The organism is Cellulosimicrobium cellulans (assembly GCF_016921195.1).
Classification (GTDB): domain Bacteria; phylum Actinomycetota; class Actinomycetes; order Actinomycetales; family Cellulomonadaceae; genus Cellulosimicrobium; species Cellulosimicrobium cellulans_F.
The window spans coordinates 26,120-49,335 of sequence record NZ_JAFGYF010000005.1 but is presented as its reverse complement, the minus strand read 5'-3'; the positions used below and the strand labels follow the sequence as shown (position 1 = coordinate 49,335).

The following is a 23,216-nucleotide window of genomic DNA, read 5'->3' as shown; positions in this document are numbered from 1 at the left end:
GGTGTGTGGGCTAGGAGGCGGTCGCCTCGCGGCCGGCGGTGTGCGCCGCGGCGGTCGAGCCGCGCACGACGAGCTCTGGCTCGAACAGGAGCTCGTCGCGCGAGACGTCCGCGCCCGCGATCATGCTCGCGAGCAGGTCGACGGCGGCGCGGCCCATGGGCTCGATCGGCTGGCGGACGGTGGTCAGCGCCGGGTCGGTGGAGTTCATGAGGTTCGAGTCGTCGTAGCCGACGACGGAGACGTCGGCCGGGACGTCGAGCCCCGCGCGCCGCACCGCACGCACGGCACCGAGGGCGAGCGGGTCGCTCGCGCACACGATCGCGGTCGCCCCGGCCTCGAGCAGCCGGTTCGCCGCGGCCTGGCCGCTCTCCAGCGAGTACTGGGAGTGCACGACGAGCGCCGGGTCGAGCACGTGGCCCTGCCGCTCGGCGAACGCCTGCGCCGCGGCGAGCTTGCGCTCCGACGGCACGTGGTCGGCCGGGCCGAGCAGCAGCCCGACCCTCTCGTGGCCGAGCGAGAGCACGTGGCCGAGCGCCTGGTTCATCGCGACGAGGTCGTCGCACGAGACGCGCGGGAAGTCCAGGTCCTCGATCGAGGCGTTCATGAGCACGACCGGCAGGCCGAGCTTCTCGAGGCGGCGGAAGTGCGCGTGGTCGGCCTGGCGCTCGGCGTAGAAGCCGCCCGCGAAGATCACGCCCGACACGTGCTGGCCCAGGAGCAGGTCGATGTACTCGGCCTCCGTGACTCCGCCCGCGGTGCGCGTGCACAGCACCGGGGTGAAGCCCTGCTGCGCGAGCGCACCCCCGATGACCTCGGCGAACGCCGGGAAGATCGGGTTGACGAGCTCGGGGAGGACGAGCCCGACGAGGCGCCCGCGCTCGCCGCGCAGCTTGGTCGGCCGCTCGTAGCCGAGGACGTCGAGCGCGGTGAGCACCGCGTCGCGCGTCGCCTGCGACACCCCGGGCTTCCCGTTGAGCACGCGGCTCACGGTGGCCTCGCTGACACCGACCTTGGTGGCGACCTCCGCCAGACGTCTCGACATGCCGTCGACTATACGCGCCGTTGCAAGCCGCTTGCGTGAATCCGGGGCGACCGAACGCACGCTTGCGTCGGCATGCCCTCGGTTTCTGGTCGACCGCGCACCCCTTCCCGGCACGGACGAACACGCCGTGGGAGCCGTCATGGCGCCCGGTCCGATCGCGATGTCGTCCCGGCGCGGGAGGCGGCGTATCGACAGCGCGGCGCAGGAGAAGCCGGACGCGGATCCCGGGGTGGGGGGACGACGGTTGTTGCGGCTAGGCTCGTTCGGTGTCCTTCCAAAAGGTGCCCGCGCCACGCCTCGCGTCCACGACGGACCCGTTCGGGCTCGTCCCTGCTCCTGCGGCGCTGACGCCCGGCGGGGGCACGACCGCCGTCGTCGACGGGACGCGGGTCGTCGCCGACCCGGCGCTGCGCACCGCCGCGCGCTGGTGGCGCCGCGCGACCGAGGACGCCTTCGGCCTCGACCTCGTGCCGGCGGACCTCTCGCCCACCGGGCCGCCGGACCCGACGCCCTCGGCGCCCGCCGGCGCCTCCGACCCCCGCACCACGGTGACGTTCGTGCGAGACGGCGACCTCCAGCCCTCGGGCTACCGCCTCACGATCGACGCGACCGGGGTCCGCGTGGACGCCGGCGCCCTCGACGGTGCCCACGCCGCCGCGCAGACGCTCCGCCAGCTCGCCGGCCCGGACGCGTTCCGCCGCGCGCCGGCCGACTCCGCCGCCCCACCGACGCTCGTCCTCCCGCACGTCACGATCACCGATCAGCCCCGGTTCGCGTGGCGCGGCGTGCTGCTCGACGTCGCGCGCCACTTCCTGCCCAAGGCCGACGTGCTGCGGTTCGTCGACCTCGCCGCGGCGCACCGGCTCAACATGCTGCAGCTGCACCTCACCGACGACCAGGGGTGGCGCATGGAGATCGCGCGCTACCCGCGCCTCACGGAGGTCGGGGCGTGGCGGCGCGAGTCGGGCGTCGGCACGTGGCGCGCCGGCGTGCTCGACGGCCGCCCCCACGGCGGCTACTACACCCAGGACGACCTGCGCGAGATCGTTGCCTACGCGCGCGAGCGCGGCGTGACGGTCGTGCCGGAGATCGACGCGCCGGGGCACGTCGAGGCCGCCGTGGCGGCGTACCCCGAGCTCGGCACGCGCAAGCGTCCGCACGAGGTCCGCACGACCTGGGGCGTGAGCACCGAGGTGCTCGACCCGTCCGAGGAGTCGCTGACGTTCTTCCGGCACGTGCTCGACGAGGTGCTGGAGGTCTTCGACGCGCCGTTCGTGGCGATCGGCGGCGACGAGGTGCCGACGACGCTGTGGCGCGAGGACCCCGCGATCGTCGCGCGCGCGGAGGCGCTCGGCCTCGACGACGTCGGCGGTCTGCACGGCTGGTTCCTCGCCCGGCTCGCGGAGCACGTCGCGTCGCGCGGGCGCCGCGCGGTCGTGTGGGACGAGGCGTTCGGCCCCAGCCTCCCCCGCGACGTCGTCGTGACGTCGTGGCGCGGCTGGGCCGTGGGGGCGGACGCGCTCGCGGCGGGCCACGACGTCGTCATGGCCCCCGAGCAGGTCGTGTACCTCGACCACCGTGGCGGCGACGCCCCCGACGAGCCGATCCCCGTCGGCTTCCTCACCACGCTCGAGGACGTCTACGCGTTCGAGCCGTTGCCGGCCGGGCTCGCGGTCGCGAGCACGGACCCGGACCGCGCCGGTGAGGGCCGCACCGGCGCCCTCCTCGGCGGTCAGGCCGAGCTGTGGTCCGAGCACCTCGACTCCGCGCGCCGCGTCGACTACGCGGCGTTCCCGCGCCTCGCGGCGTTCGCCGAGGTCATGTGGTCGCCCGAGGCGGACCGCTCCCCCGGCTCGCCCGCGTCGCGCGCGTTCCGCGAGCGCCTGGTGACGCACCACCTGCCGCGCCTCGACGCGTACGGGGTCGAGTACCGGCCGCTCGACGGCCCGCACCCGTGGCAGACCCGGCCGGGCGTCGCGGGCTGGCCGCGGGACCGCGCGGTCGAGCTCGCCGCGGGCGGTCTGCGCGGCGTGGGCGGCTGGGTCGAGGGGCGCGACGAGGACGAGGGAGGCCCCGCGTGAGCGCGCTCGTGGTCCGCGGCGCCCGGCTCGTCGAGCCCGACGGCGCTGCTTTCTCCCCCGTCGACGTCACCGTCCGCGAGGGCCGGGTCGAGAGCGTCATCCCCGCCGGGTCCGCCGCGCCCGAGGGCGTCGACGTCCTCGACGCGGACGGTCGGCTGCTGCTGCCGGGGTTCGTGGATGCGCATGTGCACGGCGAGGCCGCGGTGCTCGACGAGGACGTCCAGCTCGCGATGCTGCGCCAGGGCGTGACGAGCGTCGTCGTCGGGCAGGACGGGGTGTCCTACGCGCCCTCGCCCACCCCGGGAGAGCAGCACGCCGCCGGCGACGCCCCGCCGTCGAGCCTGCACGACGCCGCGGCCTGGGCGACCGGGTACTTCGCCGCGATCAACGGCGATCACCCCACGTTCCGCGGCGGGTCCGTCGCGGACCTCCTCGCGACCTACGACCGCACGACGCGCGTCAACGTGGGGTACCTCGCCCCGCACGGCACGATCCGCTACGCGGTCCTGGGCCCGGCGGCCCGCGCCGCGACGCCCGCCGAGACGGACCGCATGCGCGCGCTGCTCACCGCCGCGCTCGACGACGGCGCGCTGGGGATGTCCACAGGGCTCGAGTACGTCCCGGCGACGTACGCCGACGAGGCCGAGCTCGTCGCTCTCGCCCGCGTCCTCGCGGCGCGCGGCCTCCCGCACGTGTCGCACATGCGCGGCTACGAGGACAAGGCCGGCCCGGCGTTCGCGGAGCTCGTGCGCGTGGCGCGCGCGTCCGGGGTCGCGACGCACGTCTCGCACTACCACGGCCCGGCGGCGGAGCTGCTGGGGTACGTCGACGACGCCCACGCCCAGAGGCTGGACGTCACGTTCGACTCCTATCCCTACCTGCGCGGCTGCTCGATCCTGTCGATGGTGTCCCTGCCGACCTGGCTGCCCATCGCCGACGTCGACGCGACCGTGGCCGCGCTGACCGATCCGGCCGTCCTCGACCGCCTGCACCGCGAGCACTTTCCCGCCCTGACCGACCTGTGGCCCCGGGTGACGCTGGCCGCGGTCCCCACGGGGTCGTCGGCAGGCGCGCCGGCGGGCGAGCCCGCCGTCGACCTCTCCTGGGCCGAGGGCATGACCCTGCCCGACGTCGCCGCGCGCCTGGGTCTGACCCCCGCCGAGGCCGCGGTGCACCTGCTCGTCGCGACGCGCCTTCGCGCCTCGTGCGTGTTCGCCCAGCCCCCGACCAACTCGCCCGAGTCCGTGCGCGCCCTCCTGCGCCACCGGGCGCACGTCGGCGGGTCCGACGCGATCTACGCGCCGGTCGGAGGGGGTGGCCGCCCCCACCCGCGCGGGTGGGGTGCCTTCGCGCGCTTCCTCGCCGAGCACGTGCGTACGCTCGGGGACTGGACGTGGCACGACGCCGTCACGCACCTGTCCGCGCGGCCCGCCGCGCGGTTCACGCTCGCCCGGCGCGGCGTGGTCGCGCCCGGGGCGGTCGCGGACCTCGCGCTCGTCGACCCCGACCGGGTGCGCGACGAGGCGACGTACGAGGACCCGCGCCGCCCGGCGTCGGGCGTGGACGACGTGCTGGTGGCGGGCGTGCCCGTCCTGCGCGACGGCTCGCTCACCGACGCCCTCCCGGGGCGGCCGCTGCGCCCCCGGTACGGGCGGACCGCCGGCGTGAGCCGCGACCCGTCCCCGTCCAGCACGAGAGCCCCACTCCCGAGGAGGACCCCATGACCGGCACCACGCACGGCGCGACGGACCCCGATCGCCCCTGGGCGCGCGACGTCGTCGGGCCCCGGACCAAGGGCCTGCGGCTCCGGGCGGAGACCACCGTCGCGGACGTGCTCGCGGGCTCCCCGCGCGTCACCGACGACGCGTTCTCCTGGCCGCTGCTCACGCTCGACGACGCGACGCTCGACCACAACGTCGGCGTGGTCGCGCGTGTGTGCGCGGAGCGCGGCGTCGAGCACGCACCGCACGTGAAGACGACGATGTCGCGCGCCCTCTACGCGCGGCAGGCCGCCGCGGGCGCGTGGGGCGCGACCGTCGCGACGCCCGCGCAGCTCCGGACGGTGCGCGACTGGGGCGTGCCGCGCGTCCTGCTCGCGAACGAGCTGCTCGACCCGCGCGAGATCGCGTGGCTGCGGGACGACCTGTCGGGCGTCCTCGACGGGGCCCCTGACGAGGTGTGGCTGTGCGTGGACTCGCCGCACGGCGTCGACCTGCTCGCGCGCGGTTTGGCCGACGCGCCCGCCGTCGTCCGGGCGCGCCTCGGCGTGCTCGTCGAGCTCGGCGTCCCGGGCGGGCGCACCGGCGTGCGCAGCACCGCCGCGGCGCTCGACCTCGCGCGCGCCGTCCGGGCGTCCGGCCTGCGGCTGCTCGGCGCCACGGGGTACGAGGGCTCCGTCGCGGGCGGCACGACCGACGACGAGCTCGCCGCCGTGGCCGCATGGTGCGACGGGCTGCGCGACCTCGGCACCGCGTTCGTCCGCGAGGGCCTCGCGGGCGTCGACGAGCCGCTCGTGCTGTCGGCCGGCGGCAGCTCGTTCCTCGACGTCGTGCTCGCCGAGCTGCCCGGACCGGTCCCGGGCGGCGACGGGAGCGAGGTCGAGGTCCGCGTCGTCGTGCGCTCGGGCGCGTACGTGACGCACGACCACGGCTTCTACACCCGCACCGACCCGTGGAGCCGGATCCCCGGTGCCCAGCCGCTGCGGGGCGCCGCGACCGTCTGGGGCCAGGTGCTCTCGGTCCCGGAGCCGGGTCTCGCGATCTGCGGCATCGGGCGCCGCGACGTGTCGTTCGACATCGACCTGCCCGTCGCGCTGTGGCTGCGCTCGCAGTCCGACGACGGCTGGCTGCCCGCGCGCGAGCTCGCCGGGACGCGTGTCACCGCCCTCAACGACCAGCACCTCTACCTCGCCCTCGACGCGGGCGAGGCAGGTGCCAGCCAGGTCACCGGCCCCGCGACCGCCCATGTCCGCCCGGGCGACGTCGTCGGGTTCGGCATCTCCCACCCCTGCACGACCTTCGACCGCTGGCGCGTGGCCGCCGTCGTGCGCGGCGACGACGTCGTGGACCTCGCGACCATCGACCTCTGACCACCGCCCGTGACCGCGTCCACCCAGCGACCCCGAACAACCGAGAGGACACCATGACCAGCGAGAAGACCGCGATCTCGACCCCCGACGCCCCGGCGCCCGCGCACACGTTCCACCAGGGCGTGCGCAAGGGCCCGTTCGTCCAGGTCTCGGGCCAGGGCCCCGTCGACCCTGCGACGAACGAGTACCTGTACCCCGGCGACGTCGCCGCGCAGACCACGCGCACGCTCGAGAACGTCAAGGCCGTCGTCGAGGCGTCCGGCGCGACGTTCGACGACGTCGTCATGCTGCGCGTCTACCTCACCCAGCGCGAGGACTTCCCGATCATGAACGACGCCTACGGGGCGTTCGTCGCACAGCACACCACGAACGGCGTGCTCCCGAGCCGCACCACGGTGTTCACGGGCCTGCCGCGCGAGGAGATGCTCGTCGAGATCGACGCCTTCGCCATCACCGGCTGATCCCGCCCCGCGCGGTGCGCACGAAAGGGCCCGGTTCTCGGTCGAGAACCGGGCCCTTTTCCGTCCACAGCCGGTCGGCGGGTCAGAGCAGGTGCGCGAGCAGGATGCGCAGTCCGAGCAGGACGAGCACGACGCCGCCGGCCACGGTCGCCCAGCGGCCGAGGCGCTCGCCCACCCGCGCGCCGGCCCGCACCCCGAGCCCGGACAGCACGAGCGTCACGACGCCCACGAGCGCGACGGCGGGGAGGATCGGGACGCCGAGCACCGCGAACGTGACGCCCGAGGCGGCCGCGTCGATCGACGTCGCGATCGCCAGCGGGAGCAGCACGCGGTAGGCCACGCGCGGGCGCCGGGTCACGGGCGGCGCGAGCGTCGCGACGGCGGTCTGCGCACCGAGGGCACCGCCGTCGGTGCCCGCAGCGCGCTCCCCCGCGCGTCCCTCCACGTGCTCGACGGCGTGCCCGGCCTCGTCCTGGAGGCCCTCCTTGACCATGTGCGCGCCCACGAACGCGAGCATCCCGCACGCGATCCACGGCGCCACGCCGGCGACCGCGTCGGCGAACCACGTCGACAGCGCCCAGCCGGCGAGCGGCATGAGGGCCTGGAAGAGGCCGAAGAGGACCGCGACGCGCGCGGTCTCCCGCCACGTCGGGCGCCGCATCCGGGTGCCCTGCGCGAGCGCCACGGCGAACGCGTCCGTCGCGAGCGCGAACGCGACCACCACGAGCTCGAGAATTCCCACGGGAAAGCAGCCTAAAAAGCGCCACAGGAAGGCGTCCAGGTGCGTCGCGGTGACGCTGATCTCGGCATTTCGGGACGCGGTGGGCGACATTCCTGGACGCGTTCTCCCCCATTCCTGGATCCGGACGTCCGCACTCTCGGGTACGGCCCGCCCACCTCGCTGCGCTCCGCGTGGGACGCGGCGCGTAGCCTGCCGGGCGGAGGTGACGATGCTCGCGACGATCGCCGTCGAGGGGTACCGGTCCCTGCGCAGCCTGGTCCTGCCGCTCGGCCGGCTCACGGTCGTGACCGGGGCCAACGGGACGGGCAAGTCGAGCCTGTACCGTGCGCTGCGCCTGCTCGCCGAGTGCGCGCTCGGTGGCGCGCTGGGCGCCGTCGCGCGCGAGGGCGGGCTGCGGTCCACGCTGTGGGCCGGGCCGGAGCACGTGGGTCGTGCCGTGCGCGACGGCGGCCCGGTGCAGGGCACCCGGCGGACCGCGCCCGTCGCGCTGCGGCTGGGGTTCGCGGGCGCCGCTCCGGGCGACCTCGGCTACGCCGTCGACCTCGGGCTGCCGCAGCACCCGGGATCCGCCTTCGGCCTCGACCCGGAGATCAAGGTCGAGACGATCTGGTCAGGACCGACCCCGCGCCCCGCGACGCTCCAGGTCGAGCGGCGCGGACCAGCCGTCCGCGCGCGGGACGACGCCGGTGGCTGGGTGTCCTCGCCCGCCCGGCTCCGACCGTTCGACAGCGTGCTCACCGAGCTCGTCGACCCCCTGGGCGCACCGGAGGTCGTCGCGGTGCGGGAGGCCCTGCGCTCGTGGCGCTTCTACGACCAGCTGCGCACGGACGCCGGCGCGCCGGCACGCGCGCCGCAGGTCGGCACCCGCACGCCGGTCCTCGCCCACGACGGTGCGGACCTCGCCGCGGCGCTCGAGACCGTGCGTGACCTCGGTCGCGGCGACGAGCTCGACGAGGCCGTCGCGCGCGCGTTCCCCGGGAGCCGCCTCGCGGTGCAGGCCGACGACGGGCGCTTCGAGCTGTCCCTGCACGAGCGCGGCCTCCTGCGACCGCTCACCGGCGCCGAGCTGAGCGACGGCACGCTGCGGTACCTGTTCCTCGTCGCCGCGCTGCTCTCGCCGCGTCCGCCCCGGCTCCTCGTGCTCAACGAGCCCGAGACGAGCCTGCACCCCGACCTGCTGCCCGCCCTCGGCGCGCTCGTTCACGCCGCGGCGCGCGAGACACAGGTCGTCGTGGTGACCCACGCGCGACCCCTCGTCGAGGCGTTGCGGGACGCGACGGCGTCGGGCACGGCAGACCTGCCCGGACCCGACGACCTCCAGGAGGTCGAGCTCGTCCGCTCGCCGTCCGGCGACACGACCGTCGCGGGGCGCGAAGGTCGGCTCGACCAGCCCGCGTGGAGCTGGCCCCGGCGCTGACGAGGGACCGGCACCGGGGGGCGCGCGCTCAGCGGCGGGAGGCGACGTGCAGGCTCGTGACCGTCGCGGCGAGGTCGGTCAGCCGGGACGCCGTGCGGTCGAGCAGCTCGTCGAGCGCGATGGGGCCGGGGGCGATGCTGAACGCGGCTGCGATCCCGGCGTCGCGCGCCTGGTGCGCCGGCAGCAGGACACGGCCCGCGAGCACGACGACCGGCGGCCGGTGCGGCGCCTCGGCCGCGAGCGCACCCATCGCGTCGGCGACCTTCCCGTTGACCGACTGCGAGTCGAACGACCCCTCGCCCGTGACGACCAGGTCCGCGCGGCGGATCGCGGCCGGCAGCCCGACCGCCTCGGCGACGAGGCGCGCGCCGGGCTCCAGCTCGGCACCGAGGACGCCGACCATCGCCGCGGGCACGCCGCCCGCCGCACCCGCGCCCGGGAGCTCGGACACGTCGAACCCGGACTCCTCGACGAGCACGCCCGCCCACCGGCGCAGCGCCTCGTCGAGGAACGCGACGTCGGCCTCCTGGGCGCCCTTCTGCGGGCCGAACACGTGGGCGGCGCCCCGTTCGCCGTGCAGAGGGTTGGTCACGTCGACCGCGAGGCGCCAGCGCACGTCGCGGGCGCGCGGGTGCAGCCCGGACAGGTCGAGGCGCGCGACGCGTGCGAGCCCCTCGCCGCCGTCGGGCACCTGCTCCCCGGCAGCGTCCAGGAGACGTGCGCCCAGACCCGTGAGGATCCCGGCGCCGCCGTCGGTCGACGCCGAGCCGCCGAGGCACACGATCACCTCGTCCACGCCCGCGTCGAGCACGGCCGCGGCGGCCGCCCCGGTGCCGAGGGTGTGCGCGTGCAGCGGCTGGAGCGCGACGTCGCTCACCTGCGGCAGGCCGCTCGCCTCCGCGAGCTCGACGACGCCCAGGCGCCCGTCGGCCGAGACCCCGTACCGCGCGGTGCGCGCGCGGCCGATCGCGTCGACGGTCGCGACCTCGCGCGCCGGCACGCCCCACACCGTGAGGAGCGCCTCGAGCGTCCCCTCGCCGCCGTCGGCCATGGGGAGCTCGACGACCTCGGCGTCGGGGACGACGCTGCGGACCCCGGCGGCGACGGCGTGCGCGACGTCCGCGGCGCTCAGGCTGCCCTTGAACGAGTCGGGCGCGACGACGACGCGCAGCGGGCCGTCGGGGCGCGGCTGGTCGGGCCCGGTCGGGGTGGTGCTCGGCGTTGAGGACACGGTCGCATCCTAGGCAGCCGGACGCGCCCTGGTCCGCCCGGGAAGGGGCGGACCGGACGTGTTCCCCGCCACAGCGGTCAGGGTCGCCGCTCGGCCGCCCGCGGGACCGGCACCGCGTCCGGGATCGTGGACTGCGCCGCGCGCAGCCGCTCGAGGAGCTCGCCGAGCGTCGCGAGCTCGTCGTCGTCGAGCGCCCCGCCCACGTAGGTCGCGATAGCCCGGGCGTGCGCGCGCCCGGTCGCCCGCTGGAGGTCCCGGCCCGCCGGGGTGAGCCGGACGAGCGTGCCGCGCGCGTCGTCGGGCGCGGACGTCCGCTCGACGAGGCCGCGCGTCGCGAGCCGGTCCACCATGCGGCTCAACGAGGGCTGGCTGAGCAGGATGTAGACGTTGAGGTCGCGCAGGCGCATCCCCTCGTCGGGGCCCTTGGTGAGCGAGAAGAGCACGTCGTACTCGCGCAGGCTCAGCCCGTCCCAGACGGGGTCCGACTGGAGCCGCCGCATGATCGTGACCTGCGCCCGGAAGAGCGACTCCCACGTCTCGACCGCCAGCCGCGGGCTCGCGTGTGCGGTCACGGGCCCGTCGTCGCGGTAGCCCTGCTCGACCATGACACCCCCGGACGGCTCGATCGATGCGTTCGCATCGACCTTACCGGCTGGGCGGCGGGATCAGCGTCCGAGCCGGCGCTCGCGCTGGGAGTAGGCACGCAGGGCGCGCAGGTAGTCCACGCGCCGGAAGTCCGGCCAGTAGGCCTCGCAGAAGTAGAACTCGGAGTGCGCGCTCTGCCAGAGCAGGAACCCGCCGAGGCGCTGCTCGCCCGACGTGCGGATGACGAGCTCCGGGTCCGGCTGCCCCTTGGTGTACAGGTGCTCCTCGATGTGCTCGACGTCGAGGTTCTCCGCGAGGTCCTGCAGGCGCGCGCCCGCGGCCGCCTGCTCGCGGAGGTAGGACCGCACGGCGTCGGCGATCTCGTGCCGGCCCCCGTACCCGATGGCCACGTTCACCTGGAGGCCGTCGACCGAGGCGGTGCGCTGCTGCGCCTCGCGCAGCGCGCCCGCGAGGCGCTCGGGGAGCAGGTCGAGCCGGCCCATGACCCGCAGGCGCCAGCGGCCCGAGTCGGCGAGGTCGCGCACCGCGTCCTCGATGATGTCGAGCAGCGCGGAGAGCTCCTCCTGCGAACGGGACAAGTTGTCGGTCGAGAGCATCCACAGCGTGACGACCTCGACGCCGAGGTCCTCGCTCCAGCCGAGGAACTCCGCGATCTTGTCGGCGCCCCGGCGGTGACCCGTCGCCGTCGACTCGCCGAACGAGCGCGCCCAGCGCCGGTTGCCGTCGAGGATGACGCCCACGTGGCGAGGCACGCTCTCGTGCGAGAGGGTCGTGGCGAGACGACGCTCGTAGAGTCCGTAGACGGGGCGGGGCAGGCGCACGACGGTTCCTCGACGGTGGAAGGACGGGTGTCGCCCGGCGGGCTGGTCCCTGGCGGGACGCGCGGGCCGAACCCGCACACGCTACCGCTCCGCGTCGCCGGGACGGCAGGGCGGGGGCGGCCGTGCACGGCCCTGCCCAGGATCTTCACACCGCGGCGTCGCCCGCGGTCGTCTACCTACGCTGCCGTAACCTACGATGGCGTAGGTTGACCGCGGACGGCGCCGCGCGCCGCCCCTGCTCGACCGAGCACGATCCTGACCGCGCCCGATCCGGCCCGACCCCGAGGAGACGCCGTGGACCGACCGACCGACAGCGACCGCACCCCGAGCGCACGCGACGCCGGCGCTCTGGAGAGCGCTCGCGAGAGCGTGGGCGACGCCGTCGAGAAGGTCGCCGAGGCGGTCAAGCCGCGCCTGCGCGGGTGGATCCATGCCGGGACGTTCCCGTTCGTCCTCGCCGCGAGCATCGTCCTGCTCGTCGTCGCGCCACCGGTCGCCGGCAAGGTGTCGTGCGCGATCTTCGGGCTCAGCGCGTGCCTGCTCTTCGGCACGAGCGCGGTCTACCACCGCGGCACGTGGTCGCCACGCGTCGCGGGGGTCCTCCGCCGCGCCGACCACTCGAACATCTTCCTCATCATCGCCGGCACCTACACGCCGCTCGCGGTGCTCCTGCTCCCCCAGCGCACCGCGACGGTCCTGCTCGCGATCGTGTGGGGCGGAGCCGTCCTCGGCCTCCTCGCCCGGATCCTGTGGCTCGACGCCCCACGCTGGGTGTACGTGCCGATCTACGTCGCTCTCGGCTGGGTCGCCGTCGGCTACATGCCGCAGTTCTGGACCACGACGAACGGGCCGGCGATCGTCTGGCTCGTCGCGGCGGGCGGTCTCGCCTACACGCTCGGCGCCGTCGTCTACGGCATCAAGAAGCCCAACCCGAGCCCCCGCTGGTTCGGCTTCCACGAGATCTTCCACGTGCTCACCGTGGTCGGCTTCACGTGCCACTTCGTCGCGATCATGCTGGCGGCGGTCGCTGCGCGCTGAGCCGCTGCCCGGGAGTCACCGCCCGGTGCCCGAGCCCTCCGAGGACGCCGCCACCCGCGGGACGACGGCGTAGCGGCGGTTGGCGAGGGACGGGTTGCGCTCGCGCACGCTCGCCAGGGCCGCGGGGTCGAGGTCGGCGCTGCGGAGCTCGGCACGCTCCCCCAGCTCGACACCCACCTGGCCGTCGGGCCCGACGAGGAGCGAGCGCCCGGTCACGCCCCTGCCCGCCTGGCCGACCGCGAGCACGACGGCGGTGTTCTCGATCGCCCGGGCCCGGGCGAGGGTGCGCCACTGGTCGGCCTTGAGGTCGCCCGCCGCCCACGCCGCGGGCACCACGAGCACGTCCGCGCCCGCGTCGACGAGACGGCGCGCGCTCTCCGGGAAGCGCAGGTCGTAGCACGTCATGACGCCGAACGTCAGGTCGCCGACGTGCAGCACCAGCGGGGGCGCCGCCGGGTCGCCGGCGTCGAGCCGGTCGGACTCGCGGTGCCCGAACGCGTCGTAGAGGTGCACCTTGCGGTAGGTGCCCACGAGCTCCCCGCACGCGTCGACGGCGACCACCACGTTGACCGCGCGTCCCGCCGTGCCGGGCACGAGCGTGCCGGCGATCGCGGCGACGCCGTGCTCGCGCGCGAGCCGGCGCAGGGTCGTCACGAACCGCCCGTCGAGCGGCTCGGCGTGCTCCACCCCGGTGCCTCGGGGGTCGAAGGCCGCCGCGTACTCGGGCAGCACGAGCAGGTCCGCACGCACGCGCGCCGCCTCCCGGAACGCGGCGCCCACCGTGACGAGGTTGGCCGCGCGGTCGGCCGAGACCTCGAGCTGGCCGATCGTGACCCGCGCCCCGGTGGTCACGGTCAGTCCTTCCGCGCGGGACCGCTGCCGGGCGCCCCGTCAGGAGCGCCGTAGGAGGTCGCGCCGTCGTCGCCGTCACCCGGCGCCGACGGACCGTCCGCGCCGATGCCCTGCGCCTCGGCGTTGTGCCGCATGCGCCGGAGCTGGCGGGACAGCCCGAAGAACAGGCCGACGGTCGCGAGGGCCACCGCGAAGATCGCGAGGAAGCCGACGAGGCCCGGGGACACGTCGTTCGGGTCGAGGTTCTCCCGCAGGGGGTCCTCCGAGGGGCTCGGCGTCGCGGTCTCGGCGACGACGTCGGCCGCCCAGCCCGGGCCGCCCGCCCCGGTCGTCGCGAGGGAGTCCAGGAGGGACGTCGTCGTGCTCACCGGGCCGCCTCCTCGGTCGAGACGCGCTCGCGGACACCCGCGAAGAGGTCGTCCTCCGGGAGCTGCGTGGGCACACGCGACTCGGCGAGCTCGAACTCCTCGAACGGCCACACGTCGACCTCGAGGTCGCGCGGGATCGCGAAGAAGAAGCCCTCGGGGTCGATCTGCGACGCGTGGGCGATGAGCGCCGCGTCGCGCTGCGCGTAGTAGCGCGCGACGTGGATCCGCGTCGTGACCTCGCGCTCGGGGATCTCGCGCGCGGACCGGGACTCCACCCAGTCGCCGAACGGCGACTCCAGGCCGGCGCCCTGCATCGCCTCGTGCAGCGTCCGGATCCGGTTCATCGAGAAGTCGTGGTTGTAGTACAGCTTGAGCGGCGCCCACGGAGGCGCGCCGCCCTCGCGGCGGTAACGGTCCGGGTCGCCCGCGGCGTGGAAGGCCTCGAACGCGACGCGGTGGCACATGACGTGGTCGGGGTGCGGGTAGCCCCCCGACGGGTCGTACGTCGTCATGACGTGAGGGCGGAACTCGCGCACGAGCTCGACCAGGGGCGCGGCGGCCTCCTCGAGCGGGACCAGGCCGAACGAGCCCTCGGGCAGCGGCGGCAGCGGGTCGCCCTCCGGGAGCCCCGAGTCGACGAACCCGAGCCACTGCTGACGCACCCCGAGGGCGCGCGCCGCGGCCGCCATCTCGACGCGGCGCAGGGCGCGCATGCCCTCGATGCCGTCGGGTCCCTCGCCGAAGCCGGGATTGAGGATGTCGCCGCGCTCACCGCCCGTGCACGTCGCGACGAGAACGTCGACGCCCTCGGCCGCGTAGCGGGCAGCCGTCGCGGCGCCCTTGCTCGACTCGTCGTCGGGGTGGGCGTGCACGGCCAGGAGACGGAGCGTCTCCGGCTGCTCGCGGTGGGTGGTCGATCCGGCCGCGGGTTCGGCCACTGGTCCTCCCGGGTGCGTCGTACGTCTCCTCGCACGGCCGGACCTGTCGTGGGTGCACGACGAGCGCCCGGGCTCTGCGAAGATGGGTCGAGGACATGATCCCCCACCGCGCCCACACCTGACGAACCGCCGGGAACCACCGGCAGGACGCCGGGTCCTGCGACCGGACGCGGCGGCACCGACCACGGGACCGCACCATGACGAACGAGACCACCGCCCCGCAGCCGAGCCCGGGCGCACCCCTGCGACCGCCGGCAGGCCGCTACGGACCCGAGCCGACCGAGCGGCGCCGACGCCTGGCCGTCGTCGGGATCGTGCTCGCCGCGATCGTCGGGCTCGCGATCACGCTCGTCATCGGGCTGCGGTACGCGAACGAGCCGGTGCGGTTCAAGGACTTCGGCTACACGGTGGTGAGCCCCGAGCGCGTGGACGTGACGTTCGAGGTCTACATGGACCCGGGCACGACGGCGACGTGCACGCTCGACGCCCTCGCCGAGAGCTTCGCCCAGGTCGGGACGGTCGACGTGACGGTCGGCCCGGTCGAGGTCACGGAGTCCCGGTACACGGTGAGCGTGGCGACCTCCGAGCTCGCCACGACGGGCATCGTCCAGTCGTGCCGCGTCGCCCCCTGACCCGCCCGGAACGTCGCCCGCACGCACCGGGCGACCTGTGACGCCGCTGTCAGCGCCCCGTGCTTTGCTATCCTGAGGGATTCCCGCACCCGATCGTGTGGAGCCCGAGACGGGTGCCCGTGACAGGCATGCGTCCACCGGGCGCCCCCGGAGGGCAGGCGGGAGACCAGTCCTACGCGCTGCCACCCGGCCAGCGTCACCGACCCGGGCAGGCAGGCGCACCGCGAACGCACGCGCCCCGGCTGCCCGTACCCGCACGGCCGTGCGACCGACCCGGCCGTCGACCATGGAAAGGAAGGAGCGAACCGTGACCGACACCACCGTCACCTGGCTGACCCAGGAGGCGTACGACAGGCTGCAGGCCGAGCTCGCCCACCTGTCCGGCGAGGGCCGTACCCAGATCGCGGAGCGCATCGCCGCCGCGCGCGACGAGGGCGACCTCAAGGAGAACGGCGGCTACCACGCCGCGCGTGAGGAGCAGGCCAAGAACGAGGCCCGCATCCGCGAGCTCACCGAGAAGCTGCGCAACGTGCAGGTCGGGACCCCGCCCGACGACGGCATGGTCGAGGCCGGCATGGTCGTCACCGCGGTCGTCGCGGGCGACGAGATGACGTTCCTGCTCGGCTCGCGCGAGATCGCCGGCACGACCGACCTCGACGTCTACTCGCCGACGTCGCCGCTCGGCGCCGCGATCGACGGCAAGACCGTCGGCGACGAGACGAGCTACACCGCGCCCAACGGCAACGAGATCGCCGTGAAGATCGTCGCCGCGAAGCCCTTCGAGGGCTGACGCGCCACCCCACGGACGCTCCGACGGCCCGGCCCTCTGCGGAGGCGCCGGGCCGTCGCCGTCAGAGGCGGGGCGCGCCGCCGTCGCTGCGCTCGACGCGGTAGCCCTCGGAGCGCAGGTGCGCGACGAGCTCGTCGCAGTGCTCGGGCCCCTTGGTCTCCACCTGCATGCGGACCCACGCCTCGCCGATCGCGAGGCCCACGTCCGTGCGGTCGTGGTCGATGTGCATGATGTTGCCGCGCTTGGTCGCGATGACCTCGAGCATGCGCGCGAGGGCACCGGGACGGTCGTCGAGCAGCACCTGGAGCTGGATGTACCGGCCGGCCGCCGCGAGGCCGTGCCGCACGACCCGCAGCAGCACGAGCGGGTCGATGTTCCCCCCGGACAGGACGACGACGACGGGTCCCTCGACCGGGTCCGCCGCGCCCGCGTCGACGGCGGCCGCCCCGGAGAGGAGCGCCGCGACGCCGGTGGCGCCGGCGGGCTCGACGAGCAGCTTCGCGCGCTCGGCGACCATGAGCAGCGACCGGGAGATCTCCTCCTCCGTCACCGTGCGGACCTCGACGCCGTGCTGCGCCAGGATCCCGAACGGCACCACGCCGGGCGTGCCGACCGCGATGCCGTCGGCCATCGTCGCGGCGAGCCGCGCCGTCGTCGGCTCCCCTGCGGCGAGCGAGCCCGGGTAGGCGGCGGCGCGCTCGGCCTGCACCCCGATCACGCGCACGTGCGGCGCCGTCCGCGCGAACGCCCCGGCGAGACCTGCGACGAGCCCGCCGCCGCCGAGCGGCGCGACCACGGTCCGGACGTCGGGCACCTGCTCGAGGATCTCCAGCGCGATCGTCGCCTGCCCGGCGACGACGTCGGGGTGGTCGAACGGGTGGATGAAGACGGCACCCGTGCGCTCGGCCTCGGCGCGCGCGGCGGTGAGCGTCTCGTCCACGTCCGCGCCGACGAGCCGGACCTCGGCGCCGTACTGGCGCGTCGCCGCCACCTTGGGCAGCGCGGCGTCGACGGGCATGTACACGACCGCGCGGATGCCGAGCAGCCCGGCGGCGAACGCGACGCCCTGCGCGTGGTTGCCGGCGCTCGCCGCGACGACGCCGCGCGCCTTCTCGTCGTCGCTCAGGCGTGCCATGCGCACGTACGCGCCGCGCACCTTGAACGACCCTGCGCGCTGGAGGTTCTCGCACTTGAGCAGCACGCGGACCCCCGCGGCCTCGCTGATGGCGCGCGTCGTCTGGACCGGGGTGCGGTACGCGACGCCGTCGAGCAGGCGCGCGGCGTCGCGGACGTCGTCGAGCGTGACCGGTACCGGTCCCGACGTCACCGCGCGTCCCCGGGCGCGTCCTGCACCGGGCCGGCGTCCTGCGGGCCGACGACGGCGGAGTCCTCACCGGCGCCCTCACGGCGCGCGCCACCGTCCTCGAGGTCCGCCTCCGCGCGCGCGATGACCGGCGGTTGCGGGCTGCCCCGCACCACCACGCGGTCGTCCGTCCCCAGCTCGGGGAACTTGTCGTGCCCGTGCAGATACAGGACGACGGTGTTGAGGACCGCGGCGATGGGGACGGCGAACAGCGCCCCGACGATCCCCGCGGCGAAGCTGCCCGCCGCGACGACGAGCAGCACGGCGACCGGGTGCAGCGAGACGGCGTGGCCCATGAGGAAGGGCTGGAGGATGTGGCCCTCGATCTGCTGCACGAGCAGCACGATGCCGAGCATGACCAGCGCCTGGACCCACCCCTGGGCCACGAGCACGACGAGCACCGCGATGGACCCGGTGACGATGGCACCGACGATCGGGATGAACGACCCGACGAACACGAGGATGCCCAGCGGCAGCGCGAGCGACGGGACGAAGAACGCCGCACCGATCCCGATGCCGACGGCGTCGACCGCGGCGACGAGGATCTGCGTGCGCGTGTACGCGGCGAGCGTGACGATGCCGCGGCGGCCGGCCTGGTGGACGTTGTCGCGCGCGCGCAGCGGCAGCAGCCCGACGACCCACGACCAGATCGTGCGCCCGTCGAGCAGGAAGAAGAACGTGCAGAACAGCGCGATGAGGGCGCCGGCGACCACGTGGCCGATCGTGGTGGCCGCACCGAGCGCACCGGAGACGATCGAGTCCTGGTTCTCCGACACCGCGGTCCCGGCCTGGTCGAGCCAGTGCGAGATCGTCGTCGAGTCGAGGCCGAGCGGGCCGTCGGCGAGCCACTGGGTGAACTGCTCGAAGCCCTCGACGGCCTGGTCGCGCAGGTCCTGGAAGCCGCTGACGATCTGCTGGCCCGCGATCGCCACGAGCCCCGCGACGACGACGACGAGCGCGATGAGCGCCGCGCCGGACGCGAGACCGCGCGACATCCGCAGGTGGCGCCGGAAGAACCGCTGGACGGGCGTGAGCAGCACGGTGAGCAGGAGCGCCACCGCGATGGGGACGACGATCACCTTGAGCTGCGTGACGAGCCACAGGCCCGCCGCGATCGTCAGCCCGATGAGCAGCAGCCGCCACGACCAGGCGGCGGCCGAGCGCACCGAGTCGGGCACCGCCGTCGCGCCGGGGCGCCCGGGAGGAAGCGGGTCGGGGTTCCTGTGCTGGTCGGCCTGCGCGCTCACAGCGCAACCCTAGGCGAGCGGCCCGCCCCGCGCGTCGACGAGCGCCCGCGACGCGCCCGCTGTGCGCAGGATCTCCCCACGGTCCGCGAGCGCTCCGGGCTAGGCGAGCGCCTGCGTGAGGTCCGCGACGAGGTCCTCGACGTCCTCGATGCCGACGGAGAGCCGGACGAGGTCGTCGGGCACCTCGAGCGCCGTCCCGGCGACGGAGCCGTGCGTCATGCGGCCGGGGTGCTCGATGAGCGACTCCACGCCGCCCAGCGACTCGGCGAGGGTGAAGACCCGCGTGCGGGCGCACACGTCGAGCGCCTTCGCCTCGCTGCCCGCACGGAACGAGACCATGCCGCCGAACCCGCTCATCTGCCGCGCCGCGAGCTCGTGCCCGGGGTGGGACGCGAGGCCCGGGTAGATCACCTCGGTGACCGCGGGGTGGGAGGCGAGGAAGTCGGCGACGGCCGCGGCGTTCGCCTGGTGGCGGTCCATGCGCACCGCGAGCGTCTTGAGGCCGCGCAGCGTGAGCCACGCGTCGAACGGCCCGGCGACGGCGCCCGACGCGTTCTGGTGGAAGCCGACCGCGCCCGCGACGTCGGTGCCGCCCGCGGGCGACGCGAGCCCGCCCGGGAGCTGCGCGCCCGTCGCGACGACGAGCGCTCCGCCGACGACGTCGCTGTGCCCCCCGACGTACTTCGTCGTCGAGTGCACGACGACGTCCGCCCCGAGCGCGAGCGGCTGCTGGAGGTACGGCGTCGCGAACGTGTTGTCGACGACGAGCAGCGCGCCGGCGTCGTGCGCGACGCCCGCGAGCGCCGCGATGTCGCTCACTCCGAGCAGCGGGTTGGTCGGCGTCTCGACCCAGACGACGCGCGTCTCGGGACGGACCGCGGCGCGGACTGCCTCGACGTCCGTGAGGTCGACGGGCGTGTGCTCGACCCCCCACGGCCCGAACACCCGGGCGATGAGCCGGTACGTGCCGCCGTACGCGTCGTCGGGCACGATCATGTGGTCGCCGGGCCGCACGACGGCGCGCAGCAGCGTGTCCTCGGCGGCGAGGCCCGACGCGAAGGCGAACCCCCGCGCGGCGGGCGACCCGTCCGCCGTCGGGCGCAGGCCGCCGGACTCCGCGGCCGCGAGCGCCTCCTCCAGGGCGGTGCGCGTCGGGTTCGCGGACCGCGAGTACTCGTACCCGCCGCGCAGCCCGCCGACGCCGTCCTGCTTGTACGTCGAGACCTGGTGGATCGGCGGCACGACGGCGCCGGTCGTCGCGTCCGGGTCCTGGCCCGCGTGGATCGCCCGCGTGGAGAAGCCGGTGGTGGTCCAGTCGGGGTGCTCGCTCGAGGTGGTCACTCGACCACCCTACGGCGCGCCCCCTCCGCCGAGCATGCGGTTGCACCCCGTCCCGGGCCCCGGACGAGCGGTAACCGCATGCTCGGCCTGCCAGGACCGCATGGTCGGCGGCGGTGGCGGCAGTCGGCGCCGCGCGGCACCGTAGGAGGCGGGCGGCGAACGTCGTCCGGTGACGCGGAAGGAGCCCTGGATGAGGATCGACCTGGACGGCAGGAGGGTGCTCGTCACCGGCTCGGCGCAGGGCATCGGCCTCGCGATCGCCCGCGCCCTCGCGGAGTGCGGGGCGGCCGTCGTGGTCAACGGGCGTTCCGAGGAGACGTCGCAGCGGGCTGCAGCCGACGTGCGCGAGCACGTGCCCGGGGCCGACGTGCTCGGCGTGGCGGCGGACCTCGCGACCGACGACGGCACGGCGGCCGTGCTCGACGCCGTGCCGCACGTCGACGTCCTCGTGAACAACCTCGGCATCTTCTCGAGCGCGGACCCGCTCGCGATCGACGACGCCACGTGGCGTCGCTACTTCGAGGTGAACGTCCTCGCGGGCGTGCGTCTCACGCGCGCGTACCTCCCGGGGATGATCGAGCGCGGTTGGGGCCGCGTGCAGTTCGTGGGCAGCGACTCGGCGGTCGTGATCCCGGCCGAGATGATCCACTACGGCGTGATGAAGACCGCGCTGCTGGGCGTCTCGCGCGGGTTCGCCAAGGCCGCGGCCGGAACGGGCGTCACGGTGAACAGCGTGCTCGCCGGCCCCACGCACACGGGCGGGGTCGAGGCGTTCGCGCGCGAGCTCGTCGGCGACGACCTGCCGTGGGACGAGGCGCAGCGCGTGTTCATGCGCGAGCACCGCCCGCAGTCGCTGCTCCAACGGCTCATCGAGCCCGAGGAGATCGCGCACCTGGTCGCCTACCTCGCCTCACCGCTGGCGTCGGCGACGACGGGCGCGGCGGTGCGCGTCGACGGCGGCTACATCGACTCGATCGTCCCGTGAGAGGCTCGGGCGGTGCGCCCGTGCGCGCTCGTCGCGAGCCGGCGTCCCGGAACACCCGCCGCCCCCGCGGCGTTCTACCCCGTGCCAGGACGATGCGTCGTGGGCCAGCGCCCCGGTCGTCCGGGTACTTCAGGAGGTAAGCGATGAACTCGATCTTCGACGCGATCTTCGGCTCGTCCGGCAAGACGACGATGATCGCCCCCGAGGACGCGCTGCCCGGGCGCCAGTCGCCCGTGCTGCAGACCCCGCGTCCCCACACCGTGCTCGGCACGTCCATCACCGGGCCGTGGCCCGAGGGCACGCGCGTGCTCTACCTCGCGATGGGCTGCTTCTGGGGCGCCGAGGAGATCTTCTGGCAGGTCCCCGGGGTGGTGAGCACCGCCGTCGGGTACATGGGCGGCACGACGCCGAACCCCACCTACGAGGAGGCGTGCACCGCACGCACCGGCCACACCGAGACGGCGCTCGTCGCGTACGACCCCACGAGGGTCTCCGAGGAGGAGCTCCTCAAGATCTTCTGGGAGCGTCACGACCCGACGCAGGGCTACCGCCAGGGCAACGACGTCGGCACCCAGTACCGGTCCGCGGTGTACTGGACGACGCCGGAGCAGGAGCGGGCGGTCCGCGACACCGCGGCGCGCTACTCGGCGGTGCTCGAGGCCAAGGGCTACGACCCCATCACGACCGAGATGCGCCCCGCGGCCGAGGCCGGCCCGTTCTACTACGCCGAGGACTACCACCAGCAGTACCTCGACAAGAACCCGAACGGCTACCGCTGCCACGCGACCACGGGCGTCCCGTTCCCGAGCGCCGCGTAGCCCCCGCCGAGCGCGGGAGAGCGGCCCCCGGTCCCTGCGGACCGGGGGCCGCTCTCGCGTCCCGCGCCCGGAGGACCCGGGTCCCGCCGCCGCGCCGCGGACGCGGTGGACGAGGAGCCCGCACGGCTCAGGCGCGCATGCCGAACAGCACGCGCGCGACGCGCGTACGCCGGACGAGCACGTCGTAGACCGCGAGCAGCACGCCGAGCGACACCACGACGATCACCGCATACTTCGCCGCGGCGGGCAGGTCCCACGTCACGACCGGGTACGCGACCGCCACCACGACGGGCTGGTGCAGCACGTACAGCGGCAGCACCGCCGCACCGAGGTAGGCCCCGGCCCGTCGCCACCGCGGACCGACCGCGACGCCGTCTCCTCGGTGGGCGCTCCGGCGCGCGCCCCACCGGTCCAGGAGCCCGAGCAGCGCGAGCACCCAGCACCACCCCGCGACGCCGTAGAGGAACCGGAACGACACCGCCGCGGGCCCGCGACCGGTGAACGCGCCGACCTCGCCCGCCGGACCGACGAACAGCAGCATCCCGGCCGCGAACGCCCCCAGCCCGACCGTCCCGGCGAGCACCGCGTCGCGGCGCACCGCCGCCCGGAACCGCGCGTCGGACGCCAGCACGAAGCCGGCGAGGAAGAACAGCAGGTATCCCCAGCGGCTCCACGCGGCGAGACCCTCCTCGAGCTCGTGCGCCGCGCACACGGCGCCCACGACCACCGCGGGCGCGAGCACGGCCCCTCGCGCGCCCGCCCGCCGCGCGAGCCGCTCCCGCGTACGGCGCGCGACGTCGTCCGGCACGAGGCGCACGAGCGCGGCGAGCACGAGCGCCCAGGTGAGCAGCAGCACGAGGAACCACAGGTGTCCCGTCTCGAAGTGCTCGCCGTCGAGGACGAACGGGACGTCCCCCGGCTCGAGCCGCACGTCGAAGAACCGCGGCCAGAAGGCGAGGTACGACCCCGTCCACGTGCCCTCGACGCGGGCGCGCAGGAACTGCGGCAGGGGCAGGAGCAGGACGAGCGCGACGAGCAGCGGGACCCCGATGCGGAGCAGGCGCTCCCGGACGAACCCACCGGGTCCGCGCGACCGGACCGAGTGCCACGCGCCGATCCCCGCGATCGCGAACAGCAGCGGCATCGCGCACACGACGGCGGGCGCGGCGACGAACGTCGTCAGCTCCGTGGTCTCGGCGTTCTTCACGTAGAAGTCGTCGCGCGCGTCGAACACGAGCGCCGCGTGGAACAGCACGAGCCCCACGACGACGAGGGCGCGCACCGCGTCGAGCTCGCGGCGCCGGTCCGGCTGCCGCTCGGGCCCTCGCTCCACGCCTCGCATCATGGCACCGTGT

Annotated in this window: 22 protein-coding genes; 10 read left to right on the top strand and 12 right to left on the bottom strand. The window is 75.1% G+C overall.

Translation table 11 applies throughout. The annotated features are described in order from the left end of the window. Window positions 1–10: 10 nt before the first annotated feature. Window positions 11–1,042, bottom strand: coding sequence for a LacI family DNA-binding transcriptional regulator (locus JN535_RS12100; protein WP_205205817.1), 1,032 nt, complete (start codon window positions 1,040–1,042; stop codon window positions 11–13). Window positions 1,043–1,308: 266 nt separating this feature from the next. Between JN535_RS12100 and JN535_RS12095 the strand changes: the two genes are divergently transcribed. From JN535_RS12095 to JN535_RS12080, 4 genes are read left to right on the top strand one after another with little or no spacing between them, the layout of a single operon-like run. Then, window positions 1,309–3,123 (top strand): beta-N-acetylhexosaminidase, encoded by a 1,815-nt coding sequence (locus JN535_RS12095; protein WP_307868642.1) that lies wholly within the window; start codon window positions 1,309–1,311, stop codon window positions 3,121–3,123. After that, window positions 3,120–4,847 carry an N-acyl-D-amino-acid deacylase family protein gene (locus tag JN535_RS12090; protein ID WP_205205816.1) on the top strand — a complete coding sequence of 576 codons (1,728 nt, stop codon included), beginning with the start codon at window positions 3,120–3,122 and terminating at the stop codon, window positions 4,845–4,847. The genes JN535_RS12095 and JN535_RS12090 overlap by 4 nt, the downstream gene beginning before the upstream one ends. Then, window positions 4,844–6,211, top strand: a complete 1,368-nt coding sequence (locus JN535_RS12085) for an alanine racemase (RefSeq protein ID WP_205205815.1) — start codon at window positions 4,844–4,846, stop codon at window positions 6,209–6,211. Before JN535_RS12090 ends, JN535_RS12085 begins: the two co-directional genes overlap by 4 nt. Before the next feature lie 53 nt (window positions 6,212–6,264). After that, window positions 6,265–6,672: a RidA family protein gene (locus JN535_RS12080; protein WP_205205814.1), complete on the top strand. Its 408-nt coding sequence runs from the start codon at window positions 6,265–6,267 to the stop codon at window positions 6,670–6,672. Window positions 6,673–6,754: 82 nt separating this feature from the next. Here the strand turns inward: JN535_RS12080 and JN535_RS12075 are convergent, their stop codons facing one another. Next, entirely contained in the window at window positions 6,755–7,414 is a 660-nt protein-coding gene (locus JN535_RS12075) for a manganese efflux pump MntP (protein WP_307868639.1), read from the bottom strand. A 208-nt stretch (window positions 7,415–7,622) separates the two neighbouring features. On the opposite strand from JN535_RS12075, the gene JN535_RS12070 reads away from it, so the two are divergent. Further along, window positions 7,623–8,831 carry an AAA family ATPase gene (locus JN535_RS12070; protein WP_205205812.1) on the top strand — a complete coding sequence of 403 codons (1,209 nt, stop codon included), beginning with the start codon at window positions 7,623–7,625 and terminating at the stop codon, window positions 8,829–8,831. Between the two features lie 28 nt (window positions 8,832–8,859). Here JN535_RS12070 and JN535_RS12065 read toward each other — a convergent pair whose 3' ends face one another. From JN535_RS12065 to JN535_RS12055, 3 genes are all read right to left on the bottom strand, one after another. Further along, a complete protein-coding gene (locus JN535_RS12065) occupies window positions 8,860–10,062 on the bottom strand; it encodes a glycerate kinase (RefSeq protein WP_205205811.1) in 1,203 nt (400 codons plus the stop codon). 77 nt (window positions 10,063–10,139) lie between these two features. Beyond that, on the bottom strand, window positions 10,140–10,634 hold the full coding sequence (locus JN535_RS12060; protein WP_307868638.1) for a MarR family winged helix-turn-helix transcriptional regulator: 495 nt from the start codon (window positions 10,632–10,634) through the stop codon (window positions 10,140–10,142). 93 nt (window positions 10,635–10,727) lie between these two features. Next, window positions 10,728–11,489: an isoprenyl transferase gene (locus JN535_RS12055; protein WP_205205809.1), complete on the bottom strand. Its 762-nt coding sequence runs from the start codon at window positions 11,487–11,489 to the stop codon at window positions 10,728–10,730. Between the two features lie 294 nt (window positions 11,490–11,783). Here JN535_RS12055 and trhA point away from each other — a divergent pair, with 294 nt between their 5' ends. Beyond that, entirely contained in the window at window positions 11,784–12,527 is a 744-nt protein-coding gene (gene trhA / locus JN535_RS12050) for a PAQR family membrane homeostasis protein TrhA (protein WP_205205808.1), read from the top strand. 15 nt (window positions 12,528–12,542) lie between these two features. Here trhA and JN535_RS12045 read toward each other — a convergent pair whose 3' ends face one another. From JN535_RS12045 to mca, 3 genes are read right to left on the bottom strand one after another with little or no spacing between them, the layout of a single operon-like run. Then, window positions 12,543–13,379 carry a carbon-nitrogen hydrolase family protein gene (locus tag JN535_RS12045; protein ID WP_307868637.1) on the bottom strand — a complete coding sequence of 279 codons (837 nt, stop codon included), beginning with the start codon at window positions 13,377–13,379 and terminating at the stop codon, window positions 12,543–12,545. Window positions 13,380–13,381: 2 nt separating this feature from the next. After that, window positions 13,382–13,747 (bottom strand): hypothetical protein, encoded by a 366-nt coding sequence (locus JN535_RS12040; RefSeq protein ID WP_205205807.1) that lies wholly within the window; start codon window positions 13,745–13,747, stop codon window positions 13,382–13,384. Next, on the bottom strand, window positions 13,744–14,685 hold the full coding sequence (mca, locus tag JN535_RS12035) for a mycothiol conjugate amidase Mca (protein ID WP_307868635.1): 942 nt from the start codon (window positions 14,683–14,685) through the stop codon (window positions 13,744–13,746). The genes JN535_RS12040 and mca overlap by 4 nt, the downstream gene beginning before the upstream one ends. A gap of 197 nt (window positions 14,686–14,882) precedes the next feature. On the opposite strand from mca, the gene JN535_RS12030 reads away from it, so the two are divergent. Both JN535_RS12030 and greA read left to right on the top strand, forming a co-directional pair. After that, window positions 14,883–15,317 (top strand): DUF4307 domain-containing protein, encoded by a 435-nt coding sequence (locus tag JN535_RS12030; protein ID WP_205205806.1) that lies wholly within the window; start codon window positions 14,883–14,885, stop codon window positions 15,315–15,317. Between the two features lie 307 nt (window positions 15,318–15,624). Next, window positions 15,625–16,107 (top strand): transcription elongation factor GreA, encoded by a 483-nt coding sequence (gene greA / locus JN535_RS12025; protein WP_205205805.1) that lies wholly within the window; start codon window positions 15,625–15,627, stop codon window positions 16,105–16,107. Window positions 16,108–16,168: 61 nt separating this feature from the next. On the opposite strand, the gene ilvA is transcribed toward greA, so the two are convergent. The 3 genes from ilvA to JN535_RS12010 form a co-directional block, all read right to left on the bottom strand. Beyond that, window positions 16,169–17,434, bottom strand: coding sequence for a threonine ammonia-lyase (gene ilvA / locus JN535_RS12020; RefSeq protein ID WP_205205804.1), 1,266 nt, complete (start codon window positions 17,432–17,434; stop codon window positions 16,169–16,171). Continuing rightward, on the bottom strand, window positions 17,431–18,717 hold the full coding sequence (locus JN535_RS12015) for an AI-2E family transporter (RefSeq protein ID WP_205205803.1): 1,287 nt from the start codon (window positions 18,715–18,717) through the stop codon (window positions 17,431–17,433). The genes ilvA and JN535_RS12015 overlap by 4 nt, the downstream gene beginning before the upstream one ends. Before the next feature lie 99 nt (window positions 18,718–18,816). Then, window positions 18,817–20,058, bottom strand: coding sequence for a cystathionine gamma-synthase (locus JN535_RS12010; protein WP_205205802.1), 1,242 nt, complete (start codon window positions 20,056–20,058; stop codon window positions 18,817–18,819). 190 nt (window positions 20,059–20,248) lie between these two features. Here JN535_RS12010 and JN535_RS12005 point away from each other — a divergent pair, with 190 nt between their 5' ends. Next, window positions 20,249–21,043 carry an SDR family NAD(P)-dependent oxidoreductase gene (locus JN535_RS12005; protein ID WP_205205801.1) on the top strand — a complete coding sequence of 265 codons (795 nt, stop codon included), beginning with the start codon at window positions 20,249–20,251 and terminating at the stop codon, window positions 21,041–21,043. A gap of 143 nt (window positions 21,044–21,186) precedes the next feature. After that, entirely contained in the window at window positions 21,187–21,861 is a 675-nt protein-coding gene (msrA, locus tag JN535_RS12000) for a peptide-methionine (S)-S-oxide reductase MsrA (RefSeq protein WP_205205800.1), read from the top strand. Window positions 21,862–21,988: 127 nt separating this feature from the next. Here msrA and JN535_RS11995 read toward each other — a convergent pair whose 3' ends face one another. Further along, complete coding sequence (locus tag JN535_RS11995) at window positions 21,989–23,194, bottom strand: acyltransferase family protein (RefSeq protein ID WP_205205799.1); 1,206 nt, start codon at window positions 23,192–23,194, stop codon at window positions 21,989–21,991. Window positions 23,195–23,216: the final 22 nt, after the last annotated feature.

Excerpts from the sequence above, each read along its gene's own strand:
- JN535_RS12080 (WP_205205814.1), top strand. The coding sequence starts at position 6,265 with ATGACCAGCGAGAAGACCGCGATCTCGACCCCCGACGCCCCGGCGCCC.
- JN535_RS12085 (WP_205205815.1), top strand. The coding sequence starts at position 4,844 with ATGACCGGCACCACGCACGGCGCGACGGACCCCGATCGCCCCTGGGCG.
- msrA (WP_205205800.1), top strand. The coding sequence starts at position 21,187 with ATGAACTCGATCTTCGACGCGATCTTCGGCTCGTCCGGCAAGACGACG.
- JN535_RS12070 (WP_205205812.1), top strand. The coding sequence starts at position 7,623 with ATGCTCGCGACGATCGCCGTCGAGGGGTACCGGTCCCTGCGCAGCCTG.
- JN535_RS12030 (WP_205205806.1), top strand. The coding sequence starts at position 14,883 with ATGACGAACGAGACCACCGCCCCGCAGCCGAGCCCGGGCGCACCCCTG.
- JN535_RS12005 (WP_205205801.1), top strand. The coding sequence starts at position 20,249 with ATGAGGATCGACCTGGACGGCAGGAGGGTGCTCGTCACCGGCTCGGCG.
- JN535_RS12100 (WP_205205817.1), bottom strand. The coding sequence starts at position 1,042 with ATGTCGAGACGTCTGGCGGAGGTCGCCACCAAGGTCGGTGTCAGCGAG.